Origin of the sequence: Alteriqipengyuania halimionae (assembly GCF_009827575.1) — a bacterium.
Taxonomy (GTDB): Bacteria; Pseudomonadota; Alphaproteobacteria; order Sphingomonadales; family Sphingomonadaceae; genus Alteriqipengyuania_A; species Alteriqipengyuania_A halimionae.
Window position 1 is genome coordinate 1,579,973 of record NZ_WTYR01000001.1, and the last position, 24,908, is coordinate 1,604,880.

The following is a 24,908-nucleotide window of genomic DNA, read 5'->3' on the forward strand; positions in this document are numbered from 1 at the left end:
AAGTCTCCGCCGCTCCTGCCGATCTCAAGGGCGGCGGTTACGCTTTCTGTGCCACCCGCCGCAGCGCGTTGACGTAGGTTTCGGGCTCCTGCGCACCGGGAACGAGGAACTTGCCCTCGATCACCATCGCCGGAACGCCGGTGATATTCGCATCGAAAGCGGCCTGCTCCTCCTCGCGAATCCGTTCGCCGAGCGCCTCGTCCGCAAGCGCCGCCGCCGAAGCCTCGCGATCGAGACCGACACCCGCCGCAATGTCCAGCAACACCTGCGGATCGCCGATAGCGCGCCGGTCACGGAAATGCGCATCGAACAGCGCCAGTTTAAGATAAGTCTGCACTTCCCATCCCGCCGCATCCAGCGCGTGGGCGAGCAATTTGTGGGCAAGGAAGGTGTTCCGCATCAGCGCGGGCGGTTCCTCGCCCTCGCCTTCCCACGCAAAGGAATAATCGACCCGTTCGGCCATGGCCTGCATATGGGCTGCGCCCTCGCGTGCCTGATCCATGCTGCGACCGTATTTGCGCGCGATATGTGCGGTGCGCTCCTCACCTTCGGGCGGCATATCGGGATTGAGCTCGAACGGACGCCAGCGCGTCTCGACCGTAATCTCGCCCTCGAGTTCGTCGAGCGCCTTCAGCAGCTGGCGATAGCCGATAATGCACCACGGGCACATCACGTCCGAGTAGATGTCGATTGCGAGGTTCTTCATGTCTTTTGCTCCAGCCACCAGGTGACGAGATGATGCGCGATCGCGACGCGTCGGGGGAACACGAGCGTGTCGTTGCCATCCGCGCCGGCAGCGCGCGCATCTTCGAGTTCGGCGCGGGTGAACCAGCCCGCGTCCTCGAGTTCGGTCTTGTCGATGGTCAGCGCGTCGTCGTCTGCGATCGCGTGACAGCCGATCATCAATTGCGAGGGGAACGGCCAGGGCTGGCTGGAGACGTAGCGCACGTCGCGCACAGCGATGCCGGCCTCCTCCTTCACCTCGCGCGCGACCGCTTCCTCGACACTTTCTCCCGGTTCGACGAAGCCCGCCAAGGCCGAAAATACGCGCGGCGGGAAGTTCGGCTGGCGCCCCAGCAACAGCCGTCCATCATGTTCGACCACCATGATCGTCACCGGATCGGTGCGAGGAAAATGCTGCGCGCCGCAGCCACCCTTTTCTTCGGGGCAATTGCGCTGCCAGCCGCCCTTCGCGATCTCGGTGGCGCTCCCGCAACGCGCGCAAAAGCGGTGCCGCGCGTGCCAGTCGACGAGGCTCCGTGCCCCGCCATAGGTGGCGAGGTCCTTGTCCGAGAGCAGGTTCATCGCCGACCAGATTTGCGGCTGGGCATAGGCCGGGCCGTCCGCGCCTTCCGGCGGGACGGCTGCGAAGCATGGCTTGCCTTCCATCGTGCCGAGGAACACGAGCTCGGCATCCGGATCGCAATCGGCCAGAGTGCCCCAGGCGAGTGCGCCCAGATCGTCGATCTCGGGCGTCAGACCATCGAGCTTTAGGAGCCGCGCGCGCCAGTTCATCTGGCCCGCCAGCGCCTCGGGATCGGTACGCAAATGGTCCGCCCGGTCGATCGGCGACCCGGTGAAGGCTATTGCAGGGGGCAGGCTCACGCGGCGTTGGCGGTCGCCATGGCGGAAACGTCCTTCTCGACCGCATCGGGGAAGGCGGATTGCAGCTTGTTTTCGCCCTGCACCATAAGCTGGGTGTACATCCCCGCGCGCAGATTGGCGCCGAAGTGGACAAAGGCCACGGTCGTTGCCGCGCCGCCCCAGCCATAGACGCCCTCACGCTCGCCCAGTCCGACGCGACCGCCCGCGCCGAAGCCCTCTCCATCGACCCAGGTGCCCTTGGTCGAAACGGCCTCGGGCAGCAGGTTGGAGGTGCCGAGACGCACGGCAGCATCGCTCATCACGCGCTTGCCGTCGATTTCGCCCAGGCCCAGCAGCATGCGCAGGAACGCGTCGTAATCGGCCGGCGAGGACACCAGCCCCGAACCACCCCAATAGATCGGCGGTTTGTCGAGATAGATCGAGGCGACTGCCGGATCGAGAGGGATCAGGTTTCCGCCCATCGAACCGTAATTGGTCGTCAGCCGCGACTTGTCGCGCTCGGGCACCTGGAAATAGGTGCTGGTCATGCCGCAGGGCTCGAAAATGCGCGACTTGAGGAACTGGTCGAACGGCATGCCGCTGCCGATCTCGATCACCCGACCGAGCAGTTCGAGCCCGGTCGAATAGGACCAGCGCGTCCCCGGCTGATAGATCAGCGGCTGCTTGGCCAGCACATCGGCGAATTCCTCGAGGCTCTGGACCGACTTGCCGCCCGACAGGCCGGGGATCGGCAGGCGCGTGACCTGGCCCGATGTCAGCCCGACCTCGCCATATTCGCTCGAGCCGGGCGAGCCGGGAATGGCGTAACCGAGGCCTGCCGTGTGGGTGAGCAGATTGCGCACGGTGATCGGCCGCGCGAGCTTCTCGGTGCCGCCGCCCGAGGTCTTGACCTTGGTGTTGGCGAAGGCCGGGATGAGTTCGGCGATGGGCTGGTCGAGCCCGATCTTGCCCTCGTCGATCAACATCATCGCGGCCATGCCGGTGATCGGCTTGGTCATCGAATAGATACGATAGAGGCTGTCGATCCCCGCGGGGGTAGACTGCCCGCGAGTCTGCGGACCGGACGCGATCACGACCGACTTTTCCTGCCCGAAGCCCAGCACCGAGACCATGTTGACGATCTTGTCGCCGCCGACCCAATCTTCGGTCAGCTTGGCGACGCTGGGCCACAGATCGCGCGCGGCATCGCCCTGGGCGAAGGCGGGTGCGCCCATCAAGGCGGAACTGGCAGCCACGCCTCCGGCGACACTGGCGGAACCGCGCAGGAAGCGGCGACGAGAAAGAGCGGGCGTGGCAAAATCGATCGGGCGCATGGGCGATATTTTCCTCTCACTGACTGGGTGTGACCGTCGCACTAGTCGCGCCAAGCTGCAAGCCGGTTGAACGACCGACTGCCAAAAGCAGCCGTTGAACGGCGAAGCTGTGCTACCTATATAGGACACATGAGAAACCTTATATCCTGGCTCCTTGGCCTGCTGTCGCTGATCATCGTGATCCCCGCCACCATCCCACTGCTCGGCTGGGGGAACTGGTTCGCCTTGCCCATCATCGCGCTGGGCATCATCGTGGGCCAGCTTTCGCCCAACAAATCGGGGCGGAACTTCAACCTGATCGTATTGCTGGTCGCGGTGATCCGCCTGAGCATCGGCGGCGGCATCTTCTAGGCAAGCCTCAGTCGATAGCCGCTTTCGCGCGCGTCGCCGCTTTTGCAAACAATGTCGGTAGCCCGGCGTGATCGAGGCGCGCGATCGGCCACCATTCACCTTCGCCTGAGGGTTCCTCTCGGGGTTCCAGCCGCTTCACCGTCAGCGTGAGGCGCGCATGGGTGAAGGTGTGTTCGATTGCGCCCACATCCTGCCACTCGCCCGCCAACGGCGCTGGGCCAGAGCCGTCGGCGCGCGCGGTCCAGCCATCGTCGGGTAGAGCGCGCATGCGGCCCATCATGCCCTTGGCCGGGCGGCGCACGAGCCATACCTGACCGTCACGCTCGATCCACCACGCCGTTCCACGAATATCGGGCTTGGCTTTCTTGGGCGGCTTGACCGGAAGCCGTTCGGGCTCGCCCATCGCATAGCCTGCGCAATGTGCACGCAGCGGGCACAACAGGCACTTGGGATCGCGCGCAGTGCAGATGCTCGATCCCAGGTCCATCATCGCCTGTGCGAAATCGCCCGCGCGCCCGCGTGGCCAGACCGCCCGCGCGTTCTCGCGGATGGCCTTGCGCGCCTTCGGCAAGGGTTCGTCGATCGCGAACAATCGCGCCACCACTCGCTCGACATTGGCATCGACCGGCACCGCGTCCTCGCCGAAGCCGATCGCGGCGATGGCAGCAGCGGTGTAATCCCCCAGCCCCGGCAATTCGCGCAATTCCGCCTCGGTGGTCGGAAAACCGCCGCGCCCCGCCACTTCTCGCGCCGCTTTCACGAGATTGCGCGCGCGCGCATAATATCCCAGTCCCGCCCAGGCGGCCATCACCTGTTCCTCGCTCGCGGCTGCGAGGTCGGCGGCACTCGGCCAGCGCTCCACCCATGCCTCGAAACGCGGGCGCACCGCGGCGACGGTGGTCTGCTGCAGCATCACTTCGGACAGCCACACGCGATAGACATGATCCGCCGGAGCCTCTCCGCCAGGCGGCACGCGCCAGGGCAGCACGCGCGCATGATCGGCGTACCAATCGAGCAGCAGGGTCGCGATCGGGCTGGAAGTCATGCCGCAGCCATGGCATGAAGCGGCTTCGCATGGAACGCTCCGATCCTCCCAAATCGCGCCCCACCAAGGGCAAGTCCAAGGCTGGCAAGCGCTATGAGCGCCCGCGCGGCATGGGCGCACGGCGGCTGGGCGAACTGGTGCCCGATATCGGACGCGCAGCGTTCCGCAAATTCGGCTTCGTGCAAAGCTCGATCGTGACCCGCTGGCCCGAAATCGTCGGCGCGCAGCATGCCCGCACCTGCCAGCCCGAACGCATCCGCTTCGCCCGCGGGCGAAAGGATGGCGGCACGCTCGAACTCGTCGTGCTGCCCGCCCATGCGCCGATGATCCAGCACGTCACGCCCGAAATCGTCGAGCGGGTGAACCGCTTTTTCGGTTACAATGCGGTCGCCCAGGTCAAGCTGCGGCAAGGCGCGGTTAAGGCGCCCGAGCGCAAAGCTCCTGCCGCACCGCCCAGTCTCAAACCGATTCCGGTCGAGCTGGGCGATTCGCTGAGAGATATCGGAGATCCGGAGCTGCGTGCTGTGCTCGAAGGGCTGGCGCGCGGGCTGACCAACCAGACCCCGGACTGAGACAGGCCCGGACCGAGATAGACAGGGACAAGACTTCGCCATGATCCGCAAGAGCCTGCTGGCCGCGACCATCGCCATCGCCTCGATCGCTGCCGCTCCGGCCCCCGTGGCCAATTGGCTGACCAATGTCGTCTCGACCCCGGAAAAGTCGCATATCGTCGGCGACCCGAAGGCGAAGCACACGCTCACCGAATATATGAGCTACACCTGCGTCCACTGCTTCGAATTCGAGCGGGACGGCGCCGATGCGATCAAGACGCAGTTCGTCGGCGATGGCAGGATGCGGTTCGAAGTGCGTCACTTCATTCTCAATATCGCCGATCTCACCGTGGCTTCGGCCGTGCATTGCCTGCCGGACGAGGATTTTTTCCGTGGGCACGCAGCGATGCTGAAGAGCTACGAAAAGTGGTCGCCGAAATTCTTCAATGCAACGGACGCGCAACGCCAGCGCTATCAAGTCGGCACGCCCAAACAGCGCCTGCAGGCGGTCGCTAGCGATATCGGTCTCTACGACATGATGGCGAAGCAGGGCCTCGGCCGCGCCGAACTCGACCGGTGTCTCGGCAACCCGGCCATCTACGAGCCGATCATCGCGCAGACGGATAAAGCCGCAGCGCAAGGCATCACCGGCACGCCCACCTTCGTCTTCGACGGTGCGCGGCTTCCCACGAACAGCGCGGCTGGCGTCGCCAGCTGGCTTGGCGAGCGGTTGAACGCGCCGAAATAGTCCAAGTTTCGCCTGTTACGGGGCCCAAATCTGTGCAAAGCCGGTGGAGAAGCGGAAGCGCGCCTTTCGGCTCGCGCGCAGCTTCGCCTAGACTTGTCTCCCGTTCCCACGAGGTTTTACGTTCATGAACCGTGCCTTCCGCTTTCTCGCCCTCAGCCCGCTCGCCCTGGCGCTCGCCTCCTGCGGCGGCGGAGACGATGCCAGCACCGGGGTCGAACTGGATGGTGAGCCGATTGCCGCCATCCCTGCGCCGGACGGCCAGGACTGGACCGAGACCGTCGTAAAGACCGATGAAGGCGGGTTCCGGATGGGCAATCCGGACGCTCCGATCAAGGTGCTAGAGTTCGCTTCGCTAACCTGCCACGTGTGCGCCGATTTTTCGAACGAGGGGGCTGCCGAAATCAAGGAGCTCGTCTCCAGCGGGCGCGTGTCCTACGAATATCGCAACTACCTGCGCGCGGGGCCTGATCTTATCGGCACCCAGATTATGCAATGCGGCAATCCCGAGCGCGTGATTCCGCTGGCCGAACAGCATTTCGCCCGCTTCGACGAGTTTACCGAGAGCTTCTCCGATCCTCGCTTGCGGCAGATCGAAACCATGCCGCCCGAGCAGCAGAAACTCGCCTTCGCGGAACTTTCGGGGATGCTCGACTTTTTCGCCCAGCGCGGGATCAGCCGAGACGAGGCCGCCTCCTGCCTGGCGGATCAGGACACGGCGACCAAGCTGGCCGATCAGTCGCAGCAATGGACCCAGGAATACGATATCACCGGAACGCCGACGATCTATGTCAACGGCAACAAGTTCGAAGAGACCAAATGGTCTCGGTTGAAGCAACGCCTGGAGGCGATGGGCGCGCGGTAAGCGCGCTCTCGGGGGGCACGGATGGAGTTCAAGCGGCTTAGACTGAGCGGCTTCAAGAGCTTCGTCGAGCCTGCCGAACTGCGCATCGAACCCGGCCTGACAGGCGTCGTCGGCCCCAATGGGTGCGGCAAATCCAACCTGCTCGAGGCGATCCGCTGGGTAATGGGCGAAAACTCGCCCAAATCGCTGCGATCGGGTGGAATGGAAGACGTGATCTTCGCGGGAACGGAATCGCGCCCGCCGCGCGATTTCGCCGAAGTCCAGCTCTCCGCCGCCGATGACGATGGCGACGAGTTGGAAGTGCTGCGCCGGGTCGAGCGCGGCGCGGGCAGCGCCTATCGCCTCAACGGCAAGGATGTCCGGGCCAAGGATGTCGCGCTCACCTTTGCCGACGCCGCGACCGGCGCGCACAGCCCTGCCCTCGTCAGCCAGGGCAAGATCGCGCAGGTGATCGCGGCCAAGCCCACCGTGCGCCGCCAGATGCTCGAAGAGGCGGCGGGCATTTCCGGTCTTCATGTCCGGCGCAAGGATGCCGAGCAGAAACTGCGCGCGACCGAGACCAATCTTGCCCGGCTCGAAGACATCATGGCGGGGCTCGACAGCCGGATCTCTTCGCTGCGGCGGCAGGCCAAGGCGGCCGAACGCTATACCAAGGTGACCGACCAGATCCGCGTCGCCGAGGCGCGGCTGGTATTCGCCCGCTGGCGCGATGCGGCCGCCGCCGCCAATGCCGCCAAGCAGGAAGCCGCCGCTGCCGAGGCGCGTGTCACCGAAGCGCAGGCCCGTGCGAAGGACGCCGAAAAGGCCCAGGCCGCCGCTGCCGAACGCCTGACCGAGGCGCGCGACGAGCAGGCCGACCGGCGCGACGATGCATCCGCCCACGGCCATCGCATGTCAGCCTTGTCGGACCAGTTGCAGGCGGCAGAGGAACGGCTCGCCGATCTCGACCGCCAGAAGCAGCGGCTCGAAGAGGATCGCGGCGATGCCGACCGGTTGACCAAAGACGCCGCCGAAGCGCTGGCGCGTCTCGAAAAGGAATTGCAGCAGGGCGCCGCGGCGCTTGCAGCGGATGAAGAGCGCGCGCCGGCGCTGGCTGCGGAGGTCGAAAAGGCGGAGAGCGCAGCGCGCGCCGCCGAGCTCGCTCTGGCCAAGGCGACGGCCGACCAGGCGGGGGTCGAAGCCGAATGGCGCGTTGCCGAGGCTGCCCTCGAACAGGCGCAGTCCCGCCTAGACCGGCTGGAGAATGAGAAACGGCGCTTGGCCGATGCCCGTACCGCGCTCTCCGAAGAAGGCGATCCGGAGCAATTGCTCCGCGAGGCCGAACAGGCGCGCACCGAAGCCGAACAGCAACTTGTCGAAGCCCGATCCGCGCTCGAAACCAAGCGCGAGTCCAAGGACGGCTTGCAAACCGCGCGCGACGAGGCTTCCTCTGCCCTGTCATCGGCGAAAGCCGAGCTGGCGGGTGTCGAGCGCGAATGGCAGGCCTTGAAGCGCGACCGCGAGGCGCGCGAACGGCAATCGAAGGGCGCGCTGCCCAAGGCTCTCGATAAGGTGCGCGCCGAGAAGGGGTATGAACGCGCGCTCGCCGCCGCGCTGGGCCGCGATGCCAAGGCGATGCTCGGCGATGCGCCCGATGATCAGGATGGCCGCTATTGGACGGGGGCGGCAAAGCCCGCGCCGGTCGCCGACAACCTCGCCGCCCACGTCACCGATTGCCCGTCCGAACTCGCCGCACGGCTCGCGCTTGTGCATATCGCCGAAGCCGATGACGGCCGCACGCTCGGTCCGGGCGAATGGCTGGTTACGAAGGGCGGCGCACTGCGGCGCTGGGACGGGTTCGTCGCGCGCGGCGAAGGCGGTGCCGAAGCAGCGCGGCTCGAAGCCGAGAACCGTTTCGCCGAGCTGGACGCGGAAGTCCCGAAATTGCGCGCGGCGGTGGAGGATGCGGACACCCGGCAAAGCGAAGCGCAAGATGCCCTGCGCAATCTCCAGACCGAGCTCGTCGCTGCCGAACGCGCAGTCAACGAGGCCGTCGAAAGCGAACGCGCGGCGCTGCGCGATGTCGATCGCGCCGAAGCCCTCAAGGCCCGCCTCGCCAGCCGCGCCGAAGAGATCGACCGAGCCGAAGGAGAGTTGGGCGAGCAGCGCAAGCAGGCCGAACTCGATCTCGACAACGCGCGATCCAAACAGGCCGAACTGCCCGACCCGGCAACCGGTCGCGCGACGTTGGCGGCGGCGCAATCCAAACAGGACGCCGCGCGCGCGACATTGCAGGCCGCATCGAGTGCACTGGCGGGGCACGAACAGAACCTTGCAGTGGCGCGTGAGCGCGCCGAGCGGCAGAAGGCCGATATCGCCGGTTGGCAGGCGCGCAGCGACGACGCCACGCGACGCCTGTCCGAAATGACCCGCCGGTTCGAGGAGATCGCCGAGGAACGCGCGGTGATCGCGGCCAAGCCCGCGGGGCTGATCAAGGAAATCGAACAGGGCGATGTGGTCCGCGCGCGGCTGACGCAGGAACTCGAAGCGGCGGACAAGGCGGTCACCGAGGCTGGCGAAAACGCCCGCCATGCCGACGAGGCGCTGCGCAATGTGCAGGAGACGCTCTCGACCGCGCGCGAGGGCCGCGCCGCCTCCGCCACCCGCGCCGAAAGCGAGGATGAACGGCGCCGCGAGATGGCGGCGGTCGCCGGCGAACGCTTCCAGTGTCCTCCACCGATGCTGCCGGGAAAGTTCGAATTTGACGAGGATGCGGTCAAGGCAGCGGGAGAGGAAAGCGCCGAGATGGACCGTCTCGTGGCGAGCCGCGACCGGCTCGGCCCCGTGAACCTCGTGGCGCAGAGCGAGCTCGAGGAAGCCGAGCAGGAGCACGGCGCAAGCATTGCCGAACAGGAAGAACTGGGCGAAGCGGTCAACCGCCTGCGCGGCTCGATCGGCAATCTCAACCGCGAGGGTCGCGAACGGCTGCGCGCCGCGTTCCATGCGGTCGACGAGCATTTCCAGCGGCTGTTCACCCGGCTGTTCGAAGGCGGAAAGGCGCATCTGGCGCTCATCGACAGCGACGACCCATTGGAAGCAGGCCTGGAGATTTACGCGCAGCCGCCGGGCAAACGCTTGCAATCGCTCACGCTGCTGTCAGGCGGCGAACAGGCGCTCACCGCGATCGCGCTGATCTTTGCGCTGTTCCTTACCAATCCGGCCCCGATCTGCGTGCTCGACGAAGTCGACGCGCCATTGGACGATGCCAATATCGACCGCTTCTGCGACCTGCTCGACGCGATGACGCGCGAAACCAAGACGCGTTACCTGATCGTCACCCACAACGCGGTAACGATGAGCCGGATGCATCGCCTTTTCGGTGTGACGATGGTCGAAAAAGGCGTCTCACGCTTGGTCAGCGTGGATCTGGGCGGAGCAGAGGAATTGCTCGCCGCCGAGTGATCACTCGAGCACGAAACGGGGCCCCGCCCCCATCGCCGATGCGCGATCGCCCTTATTGTAGAGCGCGCAACGTTCGAGGCTGAGGCAGCCGCAGCCGATGCATTGGTCGAGCTTGTTTCGGGTGCGGTGGAGCAGTTTGATCTTGGCATCGAGCATGGTTCGCATAGAGCGGCTGATTCGCTGCCAGTCCGCCTTCGTGGGATTGCGGCCCTGCGGCAGTTTCGCCAGCTCGACCTCGATCTCCTCGAGATTGAGGCCAAGTTTCTGCGCAATCAGGACAAAGCTGAGGCGACGGATGTCCGAGCGGAGGAAGCGGCGCTGGTTGCCCGGCGTGCGCAGGCTCTCGATCAGGCCCTTCTTTTCGTAGAAACGGATCGCCGACACGGCCAGCCCGGTGCGTTGCGCCAGCGCGCCGATCGGCAAGAGATCGTTTTTATGCATCGCCATTCGCGCCCCCAATCGATGGCTTGCGGCACGGCATCGCTTGAGCCGTTTACCATCATCGGCAATTTCACTGTTGACCTAAACCTAACTTCAGCTTGCATATGAGGCAAGTCCCTCCCGCAGGAGGGGCATTGGACTTATTCGAAATCAGGAGAATACCGATGCCCAAGGGCTTGCTCGAACATGTGAATATCAGCGTCTCTGACAATCGCCGCATGGCTGCCTTGCTGGCCGAAATGTGCGGATGGAAGGTGCGCTGGGAAGGACCGGCGGCCGGTGGCGGCCATACGATCCATATCGGGAGCGAGAGCAATTATATCGCTCTTTATACGGCGCCGCGCGTAATCGGCGGCTTCGTGAAGGGATTGCCCCTCAACCACGTTGCGCTGGAGGTCGACGACCTCGACGGCGCAGAAGCTGTGGTGGAAAAAGCGGGCCTGGTTCCGTTCAACCATGCCGATTACGATCCCGGCCGGCGGTTCTATTTCTTCGATTGGGACGGGATAGAGTGGGAAGTGGTCTGCTATTATTGAGCAGCATGACGCGATCGACCGATCGCGCCGTGGATACCGGGGCCGGAGGCCGAAGCCTCCGGTCTCAGTCCGCGATCAGGCCGATCGCGAGGTAGATCAGGAACGGTGCGCCGATCCCGAACAGGGCGGCCAGCACCCAGGCGACGCGAACGATGGTGACGTCCCAGCCGAAATAATTGGCGATCCCGGAGCACACGCCCATCAGCTTGGCATCGGCGCGGCCGAGGCGGAACTTGGTTGGTGCCCCGGGAGTGTTATGGCGATCGAGCTGGCTCATGCGAGCTGACCGATGACGACGGTGCTGGCGTTGGCGGCATCGGTCGGCATGGCGACGGTGCCCGTGATCAGTACCAGCGAGAGGGCCAGAGCCGAAACAGCGGCGGCGACCTGGTTACGGAGCGAAGTGAAGCTAGACATTTATTTGCGTCCTTATCTTATCCGGTCGAACCCTGTGTCCGACCATGCCAGAGACATTGCAGGGGGCGTGCCAAACTGAAAAAACCGCAGAACTCCGCCATTCCTGCACAAAGCATCGAAACCTGTCTGGATGCTGAATGCCACGTTGTGGGAAATTTCCCCAATTCTTGGTTTGGCGATTTCGCGCGTGACCTGTGCCCTCTCCCTCGCCTAGTGCAATCGCCATGGCGCTCGCCTCGCTGACCCTCTCCGATTTCCGCAATCACGCGCTCAGCGAACTCACCGGGGCGCGGCGGTTCAACCTGCTTCTGGGCGACAACGGAGCGGGCAAGACCAATGTGCTCGAAGCGATCTCCCTGCTCTCTCCGGGACGCGGGATGCGCCGCGCTGCTGCGGGCGAAATGGCGCGCGAAGGCGGCCCGGGTGGCTTTGCCATCGGCGCCGATCTGCGCGCAGGCGAAGAAATCGTTCGCCTAGGGACGAAGGTCACTCCGGAACGTCCCGGCAGGCGCACCGCGCGCATCAACGGAGCCGACGCGCCACTGGGGCGGCTCGGCGAATGGCTCGGCATGTTGTGGCTCACCCCGGCGATGGATCGCTTGTTCACCGACAGCCCGGGTGGCCGCCGGCGCTTTCTCGATCGGCTGGTGCTGGCGCTCGAACCCGGACATGCCCGGCATTCGACCCGCTACGAAGCTGCCCTGCGCGAGCGCAATCGCCTGTTGTCGGACGACCGCCCGCCCGATCCGGACTGGCTTGCGGGACTCGAAGCGCAATTGGCCGAGCACGGAGCAGCGATCAGTGCCGCGCGCGCGAGGCTCGTCGAGCGCCTCGCCAATACGCTCGCCGTGCTGCCCGACGAACCGTTCGCCCGGCCCGACCTTGCGCTCGAAGGCGGCGGGCCGCCTGACGCGGCCGAACTCGCCGCCGCGTTTGGTCAACGTCGCCGCGAGGAACGCGCGGCCGGGCGCACGCTCGTCGGTCCGCATCGCGCGGACCTCGTGGCCTCGATGGCGGGGAAAGAGCGGCCCGCGCGCGATTGTTCGACCGGCGAACAGAAAGCCATGCTGATCGCGCTGGTCCTCGCCCATGCCGGGCTCATGCCAGCCGAGCGCCCGCTCGTCCTTCTTCTCGACGAAGTGGCCGCGCATCTCGATCCGGAACGGCGCGCGGCGCTGTTCGAGCGCTTGCGCAACGGGAATGCACAGGTCTGGCTGACCGGCACCGAAGCGGCGCCGTTCGAGGATATTCTCGATGAGGCGGCGCGCTGGGACGTGGCGGAAGGCGCGGTTACTCGGCGTTGACGCTCAGATTGTCGGTCAATTCCTTCGGGAAAGCGCCGATGATCTGGTCGATTGTCGCATCCACCAGGGTGCCGATCGCCGCAGGGGTCGGATGGACCCGGTCGTCCTGGAAATTTTCCGGGTCCTGGTAAATCGATTCAAGGAAGAACGGAACCAGCGGCACGCCGTATTCCTTGGCCAGATCGCCATAGATCGCATCGTACTGCCTGACATAGTCCTTGCCCATATTGGGCGGCGCGCGCATCCCGAACAACAGCACGGGCACACCCTTCTCCTGCGCGATCTCGAGCATCCGCTTGACGTTCGAACGCGTCTGTTCGGGCTCGATGCCGCGCAGCATGTCATTGCCGCCCAATTCGACGATCAGCAGATCGGGCGCGGTTGTCTGCGCCTCGATCGTGAAAGCGAGCCGATCGCGCCCGGCTTGCGTCGTATCGCCCGATACGCCGGCATTGGCGACGCTCGCATTGATTCCGCGTTCGCGCAAAGCGGCCTCGAGCTGGGCCGGATAGCTTTCATCCGATTCCACCCCGTAACCGGCGAACAGGCTGTCGCCGAATGCGAGGATCTGCACCGGTTCGCCCTGCGGATCGACCTGCTTTCCGGGGCGTTCGGTACGTGCGCTTTCGGGCGGCACGGGCTGGGTGCTATTATCGTCCGACGAGCCGCAGCCGACCAGCAGCAGCAGGGCGCTCGTCGACACCAATATGCGTTTCATTGGGAAACCTCCTTGCGAGTTCGCCATAAGCTATGCCATCGCAGCGCGGTGACAAGTCCCCAACCGACCAATAGCCCCCTCGCCATCGACGCACGCGATGTCCGCCTGACGCTCGGCGATACCGCGCGGCCCGTCGAAATCCTCAAAGGCATCGACCTTCAAGTGTATGAGGGAGAGACGCTCGCCCTGCTCGGCCCCTCGGGCTCGGGGAAAAGCTCGCTGATGGCGGTGCTCTCCGGCCTCGAACGCGCGAGCGGTGGGAGGGTGATGGTCGCGGGTGAGGAATTCGCGACCATGAACGAGGATGCGCTGGCCACGGCGCGGCGCGGCAAGATCGGGATTGTGCTGCAGGCCTTCCACCTGCTGCCCACCATGACCGCGCGCGAGAATGTCGCGACCCCGATGGAACTGGCGGGGATGGGCGAGGCGCGCGAACGAGCCACGGCGGAACTGGAAGCGGTCGGTCTCGGGCACCGGCTCGATCACTACCCCACCCAGCTTTCGGGCGGCGAGCAGCAGCGCGTGGCCATCGCCCGCGCGATCGCTCCGCGTCCGACGCTGATCTTCGCCGACGAACCGACCGGCAATCTCGACGCCGCGACCGGCGAACAGATCGTCGATGTCCTGTTCGCCCGCCGCGCCGAGACCGGGGCCACTCTGGTGATCATCACGCACGACCCGGCCCTGGCCGAACGATGCGACAGGATCGTGACGCTGGGCGACGGCCGGATCGTGAGCGACGATGCCCGGTAACACCCTCCCCATGGCAGGGAGCAACATGTGAACTGGTCCACTGCCTGGCGGATCGCGCGACGCGAACTCAACGCGCGGTTTCGCGGGCTTCGGCTGTTGCTGGTGTGCCTGTTCCTCGGCGTCGGCGCGCTGGCGGCGATCTATTCGCTGACCGGAGCGATCGAAGGCGAGCTCGAAACGCGCGGGCGCGAAATCCTGGGTGGAGACGTCCAGGCCGAGGTCTGGCAGCGCGCGCCCACCGACGAGGAACTGGCCGCGTTCGAGGAATTGGGCGACGTCTCGGTCGGCCTCAGGATGCAGGCGACGGCGCGCCACGGCGATCTCGTCTCTCCCATCGAACTCAAATCGGTCGACGAGGCCTACCCGCTGGTCGGCACACTGACGCTGGAGGATGGCCGCGCGGTCGGCCCTCCAGCGGCGGACGAAGCCTGGCTCAGCCGCGGCGCCGCCGACCGGCTCGATCTGAAGCCCGGCAACAGTTTCGCGATCGGCGGACGCGACGTGCGCGTCGGCGGGATCATCGCTTCCGAACCCGATCGCCTCGGCGAAGGTTTCTCGCTGGGCCCCGCAGTATTGGTGCGCGCCGGGTTTCCCGAGGCGGCGGGGCTCGCCGCACCGGGTGCCTTCTACCAGTCGAAAACCCGCATCGCCTTCGATACGCCGCGCGACCTCGACGAGACAGTCGAGGCACTCGAAGAACGTTTTCCCACCGCAGGCTACGATTTCGACACCGCCGAGCGCGCCTCGCCGGGGGCCGAGCGCTTCGTCTCGCGGATGGGGCAATTCCTCGTTCTGGTCGGCCTTGCCGCGCTGGTGATCGCCGGGATCGGGATCGGTGGCGGTGTCTCCTCCTATCTCGAAGCACGACGGCAATCGATCGCGACCCTCAAGGTGCTCGGAGCGACCAGCGGCGATGTCGCGAAAATCTACCTGCTGCAGATCCTGGCCGCGGCGCTGGTCGGCAGCGTGCTGGGACTGGTTGCAGGTGTGGCCCTCACCCCGCTGATCGGCAAGGCGCTCGAAGGGCTGCTGCCGGTTGCTGCGGGGGTTACACTGGATACCCGCGCGCTGATCGTCGCGCCTTTGTTCGGGCTGCTGGTCGCGCTGATCTTCGCCGCGCCGCCGCTGGCGCGCGCGCGCAGCTTCCCCGCCATGGCGCTGATGCGCGCCCGCGCCACGCCGATCGCGCGTGACCGACGCGCGTGGCTGCCGGTGCTAATCGGCCTCGCCTTGCTGCTGGCGCTGGTGCTGGCGACCGCCTCGCAGAAAATGCTGAGCCTGATCTTCCTCGGCGGAGCGGCAGCGATGCTCGGCCTCCTCGCGCTGCTGGGCTGGGCGATCCGCAAGCTGGCCGCCCGCGTGCCGCGCCCTTCGCAACCGATCGCACGGATCGCACTCGCCAACCTTCACCGGCCGGGCGCGCAAACCGGCGCGCTCGTCACTGCGCTCGGCTTCGGCCTTTCCGCGTTCGTGCTGCTGGCGGCGATCCAGACCAGCATTGCGGGCAATATCCAGCTGAGCGTGCCCGAGCGTGCGCCCGACTATTTCGTGCTCGACGTGCCGCGCGACCGGGCGGACGATTTCCGTGCGCTGGTCGAAGAGACCGCACCGGGATCGGTCGTTCGCACCGTGCCCGCGCTGCGCGGTCGCATCCTCGCCTATGGCCCTGAAGACGACGAGGTCCGCGTCGATGAGCTGGAGGAACTGCCCGAAGGGGCCTGGCCGTTGCGCGGCGAGCGCGGCCTGACCTATGCCGACGCCGTGCCCGAAGGGAACACGATCACCGAAGGCCAGTGGTGGGGGCCGATGTGGCAGGGCGATCCGCTCGTCTCGGTCGATGCCGAGCTGGGCGACGTGCTCGGCCTTCGCATCGGCGACACGATCACGATCGGCGTGCTGGGGGTCGAGCGGACCGCGCGGATCGCCAATTTCCGCCGCATCGACTGGGAAGCGCTCGGCTTCAATTACGTCCTCGTCTTCAGCCCCAACACGCTCGAGGATGCGCCGCACAACCTTGCCGCGACGATCGAGACACCCGACGGCGCGACCGCCGCGCTGCTGCAGGCGCTGGTGCGCCAGTTCCCCTCCTCCTCGGCGATCGAGGTGGGCGGGATCCTCAAGCAGGCGCGCGACCTGCTCGAACAGGTAGGCATCGCCATCCTCGCGGCGGCTTCGGTCGCTGTGCTGGCGGGGCTTGCGGTCCTCGTCGGCGCGATCGCTGCAGCCCGGGCGAGCCGGCTCTACGACAATGTCGTCCTGCGCGTGCTTGGCGCGAGCCGGCGGCAGCTTCTGCTGCTCCAGCTCGCCGAATATGCACTGCTGGCCACGCTTCTGTCGGGTGTCGCGCTGGCGATCGGTAGCGGCCTCGCCTGGCTGGTGGTGACCCAGCTGTTCGAATTCGACTGGCTGCCGCATTGGCCGACCGTGCTTGCGGTGCTCAGCGGCGGTGTAGCGACCGTGCTGGTGGTGGCGATAGGCGGCTCGCTGCCGCTCCTCAGAGCCAAGCCTGCACAGGCGCTGCGCACGCTCTAGGCCACCGGAGCGACTGCGGCGCAGCTCTACTGCCCACACCTTCGTCATTCCTGCTTCGTGGATCTCTCGACCGCGTGAGCGTCGCGCAAAAGAAAAGGGGAGCCGAAGCCCCCCTTCCCCGTATTCGATTGAACGCTTGTAGCGTCAGAACTTGTAGCGCGCCGTCACACCGTATGTGCGCGGCTGGCTGGGATAACCCGAGATCGTCTGCGACTGGGCAACACCCGGGAAGATCGTCGTCAGGTAACGTTCGTCGAGCAGGTTGCGCGCCCAGGCGGCGAGCTCGAAGCCGTTATCCATGATGAAGGTGATCGAGGCGTTCACCTGGTTCACTTCACGCGAGTACTGCTGGGCCGCCGTGATCGCGGGTCCGAAATCGATCACTTCGCCGGTCGGCGCACGGGTCGCGAAATCGGGCAGTCCGTCGAGGATCTGCGTGTCCGATTCGTGGTAGTAATCACCGCGGAACACGATCGAATTGCCCGAATTGCCGAGATCCAGCGTGTAGGTCGCGGAAGTCGCGAAGGTGATTTCCGGGATGCCCGCCGGTGTCGCACCGGTCAGGTCACCGACCGACGATCCCGGGAAGCTGTCATACTTCGGATCGAGCAGAGTGGTCGATGCCGTCACGACGAGATTGTCGACCGGCAGCAGCGTCATGTCGAATTCGAAACCCGAGGTCGACTGGACACCGGCATTGGTGAGCGCGAAGCCGGTACCGGTGAAGGCGAAGGACTGGAAGCCCTTGATCTTCTGGTCGAACAGCGCGAGCGCGAACGAGATACCGGGGAATTCGCCCTTCACGCCGATTTCGAAGACTTCGGCATCTTCCGGGCCGGCGAAGCGGGTGCCGGTCGTAAGGTTGGGGACGATCAGTCCGGCATTGAATATCGGCGAATCGGGGGCCGCGATCACGCTGCCACCGATACCCGGCGTGAAATCGGTCGCCGCCGGGCGACTATCGCGCGACAGGTTCACCGACGAAGCTTTGAAGCCGGTCGCATAGGTCGCATACATATTGATCCCGTCGAAGAGATCGGCCGCGAGCCGCAGCGTGTAGCTGAAATCGTCATCCTTCGTCCGGGCCGGTTCGACCGCATTCGGCGTATTCAGGAACGGCGGCACGAACTGCAGCGGAGTCAGCGCAAGCAGCGGGTTGGTTGCCGGATTGGTCGCGCCGGCGAGCAACGCGGCCTGGACCGCCTCCGGCAACGCGCGGAACTGTTCCGGCGTCGTCACCGCGCCACCGCTGCCCTGGATGATGCCGATATCGACGAAATTCAGGCTCGAAAGGACGTCGAAGCTCTGCTGCGAGAGCGCGAAGTTCTTTTCATCGGTCGTGTAGTTGAACCCGGCCGTGAAGGTGATGCGGTCACCCAGGGCGACGTCGAAGGTGCCGAACAGCGACAGCGCTTCGTTGTCGAGCGAGAACTGTTCCGCCGTCAGGGCGCCGGGACGGAAAAAGGTATTCGCCGGAACGCCCAGGGCCCCTTCGATGAACGCCAGCGTGCCCGGAGCGCCACCACCTGCAAGCAGGTCGAAGAACAGGCGTGCATCCTCGCCATTGTTAAGGCTCGAGGTCTGGTCGATGCTCTCGTTGAAATAATAGGCACCGAGCAGGACATCGACGGGGCCGAGTTCGCCCGTCACACGCAGTTCCTGGGTGAACGTGTCGACGGCCTGGTCGCGGGTTTCACGGACGACGTCGGCGCTAGAGAAATCGACATCCTGGTCGTTGAAGGACCGCAGCGCGCGGTAGGCGGTGATCGAGGTCAGCGAGAACGGACCGAAATCGAAATTGCCCTGCAACGAGGCACCGTAGTTCTCGATGTCGTTAACCGGCAGCTGGTTGAGATAGGTGACGTCGTCGAAGATGCTGTTGGGACCGGTATTGGTCGCGCCGCCCACCGCGAAGAGCAGCGGCGTGGTCGGGCCGGCCGCCACGGTGCCGGCATAGCAGCACAGTTCGTCGATCTTGCTGTAGTCGCCGATCAGGCGGAAGCTGGTGCTGGCGCTCGGTTCGAACAGCAGCTGGCCGCGCACGGCCCAGCGATCGCGATCGTTGATGGTCTCGTCGCTGCCTGCGACTTCGACGTAACCGTCACGCGTGTTGTACGAACCATCGACCGCGAAGGCGAGCGACTCGCCGATCGGGCCGGTCACGTCGGCCTTGACCACGACCTGGTTGTAATTGCCGTAGGTCGCCGAAGCCGAACCGCCGAATTCGAATTGCGGAGCCTCGGTCACGACCGAGATCACGCCCGCGCTGGCGTTCTTGCCGAACAGGGTCGATTGCGGGCCGCGCAGCACTTCGATGCGCGAGACGTTGGCGAGGTCGGCGATCTGGCCCGCCGAACGCGAGCGATAGACGCCGTCGATGAACACGCCGACCGACGGTTCGATGCCGAAATTGTTGGCGCCGTTGCCGAAGCCGCGGATGATGAAGGTGGTCTGCGCCGAGCTCTGGTTCTGGCTGACGCGGAGCGACGGGGTGACCGTCTGAAGATCGATGAGGTCGCGGATTTCCGCGCGCTCGATCGTTTCACCACCGGTCACGCTGACCGAGATCGGGGTTTCCTGAAGGGTCTTTTCGCGCTTGGACGCGGTGATGACAACACGGTTGCCGGTCGCGACATCTTCCTGCGCATCGAACGTATCGCCGTCATCGGGCTGCGCCATCTCGACATCGTCTTCGTCGGACGCCTTGTCGACATCTTGCGCATGCGCGATCGAGGGCAGCGCCATGCTTGCCGCACCGGCAAGAAGGGCGAAACGGAAACCGGCTTTACGGCCGCTGAAACGGGTAATCATGAAGCATTACTCTCCCATGGAGCGTGGCCGCTTTGGCGGTTCCACGCGGTTCTCCTAGACCCCTTATGATTAATCGATCGATTAGCTCGCGACAATCGCAATGTCGTCGATTCCGCTCGATTTGCCCGCTTTTGCGCGGTTTGACGGCGTTAACCCGCCTTTCTGTTGCAATCGCGCCACAAGGCACCATCTTGCCTGCACGCCCCCTGTCGGCTAGTGGCGCGCCCGATTGTGCGGCGCACAACGAACGCAGCCGCCGACGAAACACGCATTACGGATATCCTCGAATGACCACTTCGCTCCGCAACGTGGCGATCATCGCGCACGTCGACCACGGCAAGACCACGCTGGTCGACCAGCTGTTCCGCCAATCCGGCACCTTCCGCGAAAACCAGCGCATTGAAGAACGCGCAATGGATTCCAACGATCTCGAGAAGGAACGCGGGATCACCATTCTCGCCAAGCCGACCTCGATCGAGTGGGTGCCCGAAGGCAAGGCGAACTCCTATCGCATCAACATCGTCGATACGCCCGGCCACGCCGACTTCGGTGCCGAAGTCGAACGCATCCTGTCGATGGTCGATGGCGTCGTCCTGCTGGTCGATGCTGCCGAAGGCCCGATGCCGCAGACCAAGTTCGTCACCGGCAAGGCGCTCGGCCTCGGCCTCAAGCCAATCGTGGTCGTCAACAAGATCGACCGCCCCGATGCGCGCCCGCAGGAAGTTCTCGACGAAGTGTTCGACCTGTTCGTCAATCTCGACGCCAATGACGAGCAGCTCGATTTCCCCGTGCTCTACGCTTCGGGCCGTGCCGGCTATGCCGGCCCCGAAGACAGCGTGCGTGATGGCGACCTGATCCCGCTGTTCGAAACGCTGGTGAGCCACGTTCCCGAGCCCGATCTCGATCCCGACGGCGATTTCGCGATGCTCGCGACGCTGCTCGATCGCGATCCGTTTCTCGGCCGCATCCTGACCGGCCGGATCGAAAGCGGCCGCCTCGAAGTCGGCATGCCGATCCGCGCGCTCAACCTGAAGGGCGAAGTCGTCGAGGCCGGTCGCGCCACCAAGGTGTTCGCCTATGAAGGCCTCGAGCGCACCCCCGTGCTGCACGCCAAGGCGGGCGACATCGTCGCCATCGCCGGTCTGACCGAGGCCACCGTGGCCGATACGATCGCCGCGCCCGAAGTCACCGTGCCGCTCCACGCGCAGGAAATCGATCCGCCGACGCTGTCGATGACTTTCGCCGTCAACGACAGCCCCTATGCGGGCCGCGAAGGCGACAAGGTGCAGAGCCGCGTGATCCGCGAACGGCTCGAGCGCGAAGCCGAGACCAATGTCGCGATCCGTATCACCGAAAGCGCCGAGAAGGACGCCTTCGAAGTGGCGGGCCGCGGCGAATTGCAGCTCGGCGTGCTGATCGAGAACATGCGCCGCGAAGGCTTCGAGCTGTCGATCAGCCGCCCGCGCGTGCTGTTCCGCGAGGAAAACGGCGAGCGGATGGAGCCCTATGAAACGGTCGTCGTCGATGTCGATGACGAGCATTCGGGCACGGTCGTCGAGAAGATGGCGCAGCGCAAGGCCGAGATGACGGACATGCGTCCCTCGGGCGGCGGCAAGACCCGCCTCACCTTCTCCGCCCCGTCGCGCGGCCTGATCGGCTATCACGGCGAGTTCCTGTCCGACACGCGCGGCACCGGGATCATGAACCGCCTGTTCGAGAAATACGGCCCCTACAAGGGCAAGATCGAAGGCCGCCAGAACGGCGTGCTGATCTCGATGGAACAGGGCGAAGCGGTCGGTTACGCGCTCAATGCGCTCGAAGATCGCGGCGTGCTGTTCGTGAAGCCGGGCGAGAAGCTCTATCAGGGCATGGTGATCGGCGAGAACGCCAAGCCGCAGGACCTCGAGGTGAACCCGCTCAAGTCCAAGCAGCTGACCAACTTCCGCAGCACCGGCAAGGACGACGCGATCAAGCTGACCCCGCCGCGCAAGATGACGCTCGAGCAGGCGATCGCCTACATCCAGGACGACGAACTGGTGGAAGTCACCCCGCAGAACGTGCGCCTGCGCAAGCGCTATCTCGACCCGCACGAGCGCAAGAAGATGTCGCGCAAGGAAGGCTGATCAGCCGACCTATCGGGCGAGCGAGCGCCTATGTGCAGCGCATATAGGTGTACCGCTCGCCCTTGTCGTATCGGAAGCGCAGGCGGTCCGCGCCTTCGAGCGCCATGTAGAAAATGTAGCGCGTGGTCTCGACATAGGTTTCGTCGACCGTCGCGGCGGCGTAATCGCCGTCGACCTTCACGCTCTGCACCTTGCCGCGCGATTCGAAGAACTCGATCTCGTCGCCGGTGATGGTGAAAACGCCATGGCTGCGATTGTCGCAATCGGCCTGGGTCTTGGCAAACGTGCCCTGAAAACGCTCCGGGATCGTCGACACCGTCTTGGCATTGCGGACCGTCGCGGCGTCCTCGGCCAGTTCGGCTTCGGTCGCCGGCGTGCCGGTTGCGATGGGCGGAGCCTTCGGCGTGGCCGCGGGCGTCTCGACCGACATTTCCGGAGCGCTGGCCGTGTCTTCGGGATCGGCAGGCGCGGGATCGGCCGAGCAGGCAGCGAGTGCGACGAGCGCGAGCGGGGCGAGCGGGAGGATAGCGTGTTTCATACCGGCTCAACGCCTCCCCACGCGAACCTTTCCCGCCAGCCTACCCCTGCGTCCTACTGAAACGCCGCGAAGTTCGGCTGGCCGTTGCTCGCGCTGACGCCGCCATCGACCGGCAGGTTAACCCCCGTCACCATCCGCGCATCGTCGCTGGCAAGGAACAGGACCGGGCCGGCAATGTCTTCCGGCTCTGCCGGGGCGCCGAGCGGCATACGGCGGTTGAAGGCCTCCAACAGTTCGTCATTGTCGGTGATCCCGCTGGCCATATCGGTGCGGGTCATCGAGGGGCAGATGGCGTTCACCCGTACGCCCTGGCCGCCCAGTTGCAGCGCCAACCCGCGCGTAAGGTTCGTCACCGCGCCTTTCGAGGCATTGTAGATCGGCATCGTCCAGTCGCCGCCGGTGCCCGAGACGCTCGACGTGTTGACGATGCTGCCTTTGCTCCCGACCAGCGCGGGGATCGCCGCGCGGCACATCCGCAGCACGCCCTTCACATTGATGTCGATCGCACCGTCGATATCGTCGTCCTCCGCCTCTGCCAGCGGCCCGTTGGTGCCGACCCCGGCGTTGTTGACCAGCACGTCGAGCCCGCCGAACCGGTCGACGGTTTCGCGAATTATCCGCTCCGGAAACTCGGGGTCGGAAACGTCGCCCTCCACCAGCAGCGTGCGCGCCGTGTCCATGTCTTTCGCGACCTCCGCGATGTCCTCGCGATTGCGCGAATTGAGCACGACATTGGCGCCCTCCTCCCCAAAGCGGCGCGCGATGGCCGCGCCGATCCCGCTCGAGGATCCGGTAACGATGACGGTTTTGTCGGTGAAACGTTGCATGCGAAGCTCCTGAATGACTGGTTCAGCCGATCAATGGGTGGCGGCGCCGTGTGTTTCGAGAATTCTCGATTTGGATGTGCTCGATTGACGCTTGCCGCCCCGGCCCTCGCCCCCTAGCCTCGTGCACAGAGCCATACGGGGAACCTTCCATGCGCATCACCACCACTCTGCTCGCAGGCGCCGCCCTGCTGGGCGTGAACATCTCTGGGCCCCTTGCCGCCCAGGAGGCGCAGGACGCTGCCGCCACCACGACCGAGGAAGCAACTCAGGGTATCGGCCCGGGTGCGCGGCCGGCGGGGGCGGACTGGAGCCGCAGTCCGGTGCTCGCGCCCAATGGCATGGCGGCGACCGCGCATCCGCTGGCAACGCAGGTGGCGCTCGATATCCTCAAGGCCGGGGGCAGCGCGGTGGATGCGGCGATCGCGGCCAATGCCGCGCTCGGACTGATGGAGCCGACCGGCAACGGCATCGGCGGGGATCTGTTCGCGATCGTCTACGATCCCAAGACCGACAGGCTCTACGGCATCAACGGATCGGGCCGCTCGCCCTCGGACCAGACGCTCGACCAGTTGAAGAGCAAGCTCGGCGACGATGCGACATCGATCCCGCCGGTCGGGCCGCTGCCGATCACCATTCCCGGCACCGTCGATGCCTGGTTCGACCTGCACGAGCGCTTCGGCAAGCTGCCGATCGCGGACGATCTCGCCTCGGCGATCCGCTATGCCCGCGAAGGGCATCCGGTCGCGCCGGTGATCGCGATGTATCTCCAGCGCTCGCTCGCCGCCTACGAGGCGCGGCTCAAGCGCTACGATTTCGATTTCGACAATGCCCGCGCGACCTACTTCCTCAACGGCGCGCCCGAGGCCGGCGACATCTTCCGCAACCCCGATCTGGCCGACACGCTCGAACGGATCGCCAGGAATGGTCGCGACGAATTCTACGAGGGCGAAACCGCGCAGCGGATCGTCGATTACCTGCGCGAACAGGGCAGCGCCTTCACGCTGGAGGATTTTGCCGCGCATGACAGCGAGTGGGTGGACGTCTCCTGCGTCCATTATCGCAAGGGCTACGAATTGTGTGAGCTTCCGCCGAACGGCCAGGGCTTTGCCGCGTTGCAGATGGTCAACATCCTCAAGAACGTCGACCTCGCCCAGTGGGACCGCGGGAGCCCGCAAGTGCTGCACTACATCACCGAGGCAAAGCGCCTCGCGTTCGAGGATGTCGCGCGCTATTATGCCGATCCCGAATTCGCCTCGACGCCCGAAGGGCTGCTGACCGACGCATACGGGCGGGAGCGCTTCGCCGAGATCGATCCCGAAAAGGCCACCCCCGCCTTCGCACCCGGCGCACCGACCGCACCCAAGCTGGAAGGTCCGGGCGATACGACCTATCTTACCGTCGCCGACAAGGATGGCATGATGGTCAGCCTGATCCAGTCGAACTATCGTGGCATGGGCGGCGGGCTGGTGGCCGATGGCCTGGGGTTCATGTTCCAGGATCGCGGCGAGCTCTTCAGCCTCGATCCCGCGCATCCCAATGCCTATGCGCCTTCCAAGCGGCCGTTCCACACCATCATTCCCGCGTTCGTGACGAAGGACGGGAAGCCGTGGATGAGCTTCGGCCTGATGGGTGGCGGCATGCAACCGCAGGGCCACGTGCAGATCCTCGTCAACCTGGTCGATTACGGGATGAATTTGCAGGAAGCGGGCGACGCCGCACGGCTGATGCACGATGGTGGCCGCCAGCCGACCGATCCGCTCGAGGGCAGCCCTGCCGATGCCTACGAGATCGACAGTCTCGGCACGCTGTTCGTCGAGCCCGGCACGCCCGCTGCCACGATCGAGGCGCTGCGCGCCATGGGCCACAGTGTCGAGATCGAGACCACCGGCATTCCCTTCGGCGGCTATCAGGCGATCGTCCGCGACCCCGCGACCGGCGCCTATACCGGCGCGACCGAGATGCGGAAGGACGGCCAGGCAAGCGGGTATTGAT

Annotated in this window: 22 protein-coding genes; 11 read left to right on the forward strand and 11 right to left on the reverse strand. The window is 65.5% G+C overall.

The annotated features are described in order from the left end of the window. Positions 1-37: 37 nt before the first annotated feature. Genes GRI68_RS07700 through GRI68_RS07710 form a run of 3 tightly spaced genes read right to left on the reverse strand, consistent with a single transcriptional unit; the run spans position 38 to position 2,918 of the window. Entirely contained in the window at positions 38-706 is a 669-nt protein-coding gene (locus GRI68_RS07700; RefSeq protein ID WP_160616714.1) for a DsbA family oxidoreductase, read from the reverse strand. Beyond that, complete coding sequence (gene nudC, locus GRI68_RS07705; RefSeq protein WP_234028879.1) at positions 703-1,599, reverse strand: NAD(+) diphosphatase; 897 nt, start codon at positions 1,597-1,599, stop codon at positions 703-705. Before nudC ends, GRI68_RS07700 begins: the two co-directional genes overlap by 4 nt. Positions 1,600-1,601: 2 nt before the next feature. Then, on the reverse strand, positions 1,602-2,918 hold the full coding sequence (locus tag GRI68_RS07710) for a serine hydrolase domain-containing protein (RefSeq protein WP_160616715.1): 1,317 nt from the start codon (positions 2,916-2,918) through the stop codon (positions 1,602-1,604). Between the two features lie 129 nt (positions 2,919-3,047). Between GRI68_RS07710 and GRI68_RS07715 the strand changes: the two genes are divergently transcribed. After that, the gene (locus GRI68_RS07715; protein ID WP_160616716.1) at positions 3,048-3,269 is read left to right on the forward strand and encodes a hypothetical protein; all 222 of its coding nucleotides are present in this window, start codon (positions 3,048-3,050) and stop codon (positions 3,267-3,269) included. 7 nt (positions 3,270-3,276) lie between these two features. Here the strand turns inward: GRI68_RS07715 and GRI68_RS07720 are convergent, their stop codons facing one another. Continuing rightward, the gene (locus GRI68_RS07720; RefSeq protein WP_160616717.1) at positions 3,277-4,314 is read right to left on the reverse strand and encodes an A/G-specific adenine glycosylase; all 1,038 of its coding nucleotides are present in this window, start codon (positions 4,312-4,314) and stop codon (positions 3,277-3,279) included. A 29-nt stretch (positions 4,315-4,343) separates the two neighbouring features. On the opposite strand from GRI68_RS07720, the gene GRI68_RS07725 reads away from it, so the two are divergent. The 4 genes from GRI68_RS07725 to smc all read left to right on the forward strand — a co-directional run bounded on the left by GRI68_RS07725 (position 4,344) and on the right by smc (position 9,916). Then, on the forward strand, positions 4,344-4,886 hold the full coding sequence (locus tag GRI68_RS07725; protein ID WP_160617892.1) for a DUF721 domain-containing protein: 543 nt from the start codon (positions 4,344-4,346) through the stop codon (positions 4,884-4,886). Between the two features lie 40 nt (positions 4,887-4,926). After that, positions 4,927-5,613, forward strand: a complete 687-nt coding sequence (locus GRI68_RS07730) for a DsbA family protein (protein WP_160616718.1) — start codon at positions 4,927-4,929, stop codon at positions 5,611-5,613. A gap of 124 nt (positions 5,614-5,737) precedes the next feature. After that, complete coding sequence (locus GRI68_RS07735) at positions 5,738-6,475, forward strand: thioredoxin domain-containing protein (protein WP_160616719.1); 738 nt, start codon at positions 5,738-5,740, stop codon at positions 6,473-6,475. Between the two features lie 21 nt (positions 6,476-6,496). Beyond that, positions 6,497-9,916, forward strand: a complete 3,420-nt coding sequence (gene smc / locus GRI68_RS07740) for a chromosome segregation protein SMC (RefSeq protein ID WP_160616720.1) — start codon at positions 6,497-6,499, stop codon at positions 9,914-9,916. Here smc and soxR read toward each other — a convergent pair whose 3' ends face one another. Next, positions 9,917-10,357: a redox-sensitive transcriptional activator SoxR gene (gene soxR, locus GRI68_RS07745; RefSeq protein WP_160617893.1), complete on the reverse strand. Its 441-nt coding sequence runs from the start codon at positions 10,355-10,357 to the stop codon at positions 9,917-9,919. Positions 10,358-10,521: 164 nt separating this feature from the next. On the opposite strand from soxR, the gene GRI68_RS07750 reads away from it, so the two are divergent. Further along, positions 10,522-10,893, forward strand: a complete 372-nt coding sequence (locus GRI68_RS07750) for a VOC family protein (protein WP_160616721.1) — start codon at positions 10,522-10,524, stop codon at positions 10,891-10,893. Positions 10,894-10,957: 64 nt separating this feature from the next. Here GRI68_RS07750 and GRI68_RS07755 read toward each other — a convergent pair whose 3' ends face one another. Then, the gene (locus GRI68_RS07755; RefSeq protein WP_160616722.1) at positions 10,958-11,170 is read right to left on the reverse strand and encodes a PspC domain-containing protein; all 213 of its coding nucleotides are present in this window, start codon (positions 11,168-11,170) and stop codon (positions 10,958-10,960) included. Then, positions 11,167-11,310: a hypothetical protein gene (locus GRI68_RS07760; protein WP_160616723.1), complete on the reverse strand. Its 144-nt coding sequence runs from the start codon at positions 11,308-11,310 to the stop codon at positions 11,167-11,169. Before GRI68_RS07760 ends, GRI68_RS07755 begins: the two co-directional genes overlap by 4 nt. 224 nt (positions 11,311-11,534) lie before the next feature. On the opposite strand from GRI68_RS07760, the gene recF reads away from it, so the two are divergent. Next, positions 11,535-12,614, forward strand: a complete 1,080-nt coding sequence (gene recF, locus GRI68_RS07765) for a DNA replication/repair protein RecF (RefSeq protein WP_160616724.1) — start codon at positions 11,535-11,537, stop codon at positions 12,612-12,614. On the opposite strand, the gene GRI68_RS07770 is transcribed toward recF, so the two are convergent. Beyond that, positions 12,601-13,332, reverse strand: a complete 732-nt coding sequence (locus GRI68_RS07770) for an arylesterase (RefSeq protein ID WP_160616725.1) — start codon at positions 13,330-13,332, stop codon at positions 12,601-12,603. The genes recF and GRI68_RS07770 overlap by 14 nt on opposite strands. A 48-nt stretch (positions 13,333-13,380) precedes the next feature. Between GRI68_RS07770 and GRI68_RS07775 the strand changes: the two genes are divergently transcribed. Beyond that, positions 13,381-14,085 carry an ABC transporter ATP-binding protein gene (locus tag GRI68_RS07775; RefSeq protein WP_325063778.1) on the forward strand — a complete coding sequence of 235 codons (705 nt, stop codon included), beginning with the start codon at positions 13,381-13,383 and terminating at the stop codon, positions 14,083-14,085. A gap of 27 nt (positions 14,086-14,112) precedes the next feature. Then, positions 14,113-16,617 (forward strand): ABC transporter permease, encoded by a 2,505-nt coding sequence (locus GRI68_RS07780; protein ID WP_160616727.1) that lies wholly within the window; start codon positions 14,113-14,115, stop codon positions 16,615-16,617. Between the two features lie 144 nt (positions 16,618-16,761). On the opposite strand, the gene GRI68_RS07785 is transcribed toward GRI68_RS07780, so the two are convergent. Beyond that, positions 16,762-19,428 carry a TonB-dependent receptor gene (locus GRI68_RS07785; RefSeq protein ID WP_160616728.1) on the reverse strand — a complete coding sequence of 889 codons (2,667 nt, stop codon included), beginning with the start codon at positions 19,426-19,428 and terminating at the stop codon, positions 16,762-16,764. Between the two features lie 287 nt (positions 19,429-19,715). On the opposite strand from GRI68_RS07785, the gene typA reads away from it, so the two are divergent. Then, positions 19,716-21,551 carry a translational GTPase TypA gene (gene typA, locus GRI68_RS07790; RefSeq protein WP_160616729.1) on the forward strand — a complete coding sequence of 612 codons (1,836 nt, stop codon included), beginning with the start codon at positions 19,716-19,718 and terminating at the stop codon, positions 21,549-21,551. A 28-nt stretch (positions 21,552-21,579) separates the two neighbouring features. Here the strand turns inward: typA and GRI68_RS07795 are convergent, their stop codons facing one another. Together GRI68_RS07795 and GRI68_RS07800 are read right to left on the reverse strand one after the other, a co-directional pair. Next, entirely contained in the window at positions 21,580-22,089 is a 510-nt protein-coding gene (locus GRI68_RS07795; RefSeq protein ID WP_160616730.1) for a hypothetical protein, read from the reverse strand. A 53-nt stretch (positions 22,090-22,142) separates the two neighbouring features. After that, the gene (locus GRI68_RS07800; protein ID WP_160616731.1) at positions 22,143-22,916 is read right to left on the reverse strand and encodes an SDR family NAD(P)-dependent oxidoreductase; all 774 of its coding nucleotides are present in this window, start codon (positions 22,914-22,916) and stop codon (positions 22,143-22,145) included. Positions 22,917-23,065: 149 nt separating this feature from the next. On the opposite strand from GRI68_RS07800, the gene GRI68_RS07805 reads away from it, so the two are divergent. Further along, complete coding sequence (locus tag GRI68_RS07805; protein ID WP_160616732.1) at positions 23,066-24,907, forward strand: gamma-glutamyltransferase family protein; 1,842 nt, start codon at positions 23,066-23,068, stop codon at positions 24,905-24,907. Position 24,908 lies beyond the last annotated feature (1 nt).

Bases quoted from the DNA above. Each gene is read 5' to 3' on its own strand.
- GRI68_RS07700 (WP_160616714.1), bottom strand. From the start codon at position 706: ATGAAGAACCTCGCAATCGACATCTACTCGGACGTGATGTGCCCGTGG.
- GRI68_RS07710 (WP_160616715.1), bottom strand. From the start codon at position 2,918: ATGCGCCCGATCGATTTTGCCACGCCCGCTCTTTCTCGTCGCCGCTTC.
- GRI68_RS07715 (WP_160616716.1), top strand. From the start codon at position 3,048: ATGAGAAACCTTATATCCTGGCTCCTTGGCCTGCTGTCGCTGATCATC.
- GRI68_RS07720 (WP_160616717.1), bottom strand. From the start codon at position 4,314: ATGACTTCCAGCCCGATCGCGACCCTGCTGCTCGATTGGTACGCCGAT.
- GRI68_RS07725 (WP_160617892.1), top strand. From the start codon at position 4,344: ATGGAACGCTCCGATCCTCCCAAATCGCGCCCCACCAAGGGCAAGTCC.
- GRI68_RS07730 (WP_160616718.1), top strand. From the start codon at position 4,927: ATGATCCGCAAGAGCCTGCTGGCCGCGACCATCGCCATCGCCTCGATC.
- GRI68_RS07735 (WP_160616719.1), top strand. From the start codon at position 5,738: ATGAACCGTGCCTTCCGCTTTCTCGCCCTCAGCCCGCTCGCCCTGGCG.
- smc (WP_160616720.1), top strand. From the start codon at position 6,497: ATGGAGTTCAAGCGGCTTAGACTGAGCGGCTTCAAGAGCTTCGTCGAG.
- soxR (WP_160617893.1), bottom strand. From the start codon at position 10,357: ATGCATAAAAACGATCTCTTGCCGATCGGCGCGCTGGCGCAACGCACC.
- GRI68_RS07750 (WP_160616721.1), top strand. From the start codon at position 10,522: ATGCCCAAGGGCTTGCTCGAACATGTGAATATCAGCGTCTCTGACAAT.
- GRI68_RS07755 (WP_160616722.1), bottom strand. From the start codon at position 11,170: ATGAGCCAGCTCGATCGCCATAACACTCCCGGGGCACCAACCAAGTTC.
- GRI68_RS07760 (WP_160616723.1), bottom strand. From the start codon at position 11,310: ATGTCTAGCTTCACTTCGCTCCGTAACCAGGTCGCCGCCGCTGTTTCG.
- recF (WP_160616724.1), top strand. From the start codon at position 11,535: ATGGCGCTCGCCTCGCTGACCCTCTCCGATTTCCGCAATCACGCGCTC.
- GRI68_RS07770 (WP_160616725.1), bottom strand. From the start codon at position 13,332: ATGAAACGCATATTGGTGTCGACGAGCGCCCTGCTGCTGCTGGTCGGC.
- GRI68_RS07785 (WP_160616728.1), bottom strand. From the start codon at position 19,428: ATGATTACCCGTTTCAGCGGCCGTAAAGCCGGTTTCCGTTTCGCCCTT.
- typA (WP_160616729.1), top strand. From the start codon at position 19,716: ATGACCACTTCGCTCCGCAACGTGGCGATCATCGCGCACGTCGACCAC.
- GRI68_RS07795 (WP_160616730.1), bottom strand. From the start codon at position 22,089: ATGAAACACGCTATCCTCCCGCTCGCCCCGCTCGCGCTCGTCGCACTC.
- GRI68_RS07800 (WP_160616731.1), bottom strand. From the start codon at position 22,916: ATGCAACGTTTCACCGACAAAACCGTCATCGTTACCGGATCCTCGAGC.
- GRI68_RS07805 (WP_160616732.1), top strand. From the start codon at position 23,066: ATGCGCATCACCACCACTCTGCTCGCAGGCGCCGCCCTGCTGGGCGTG.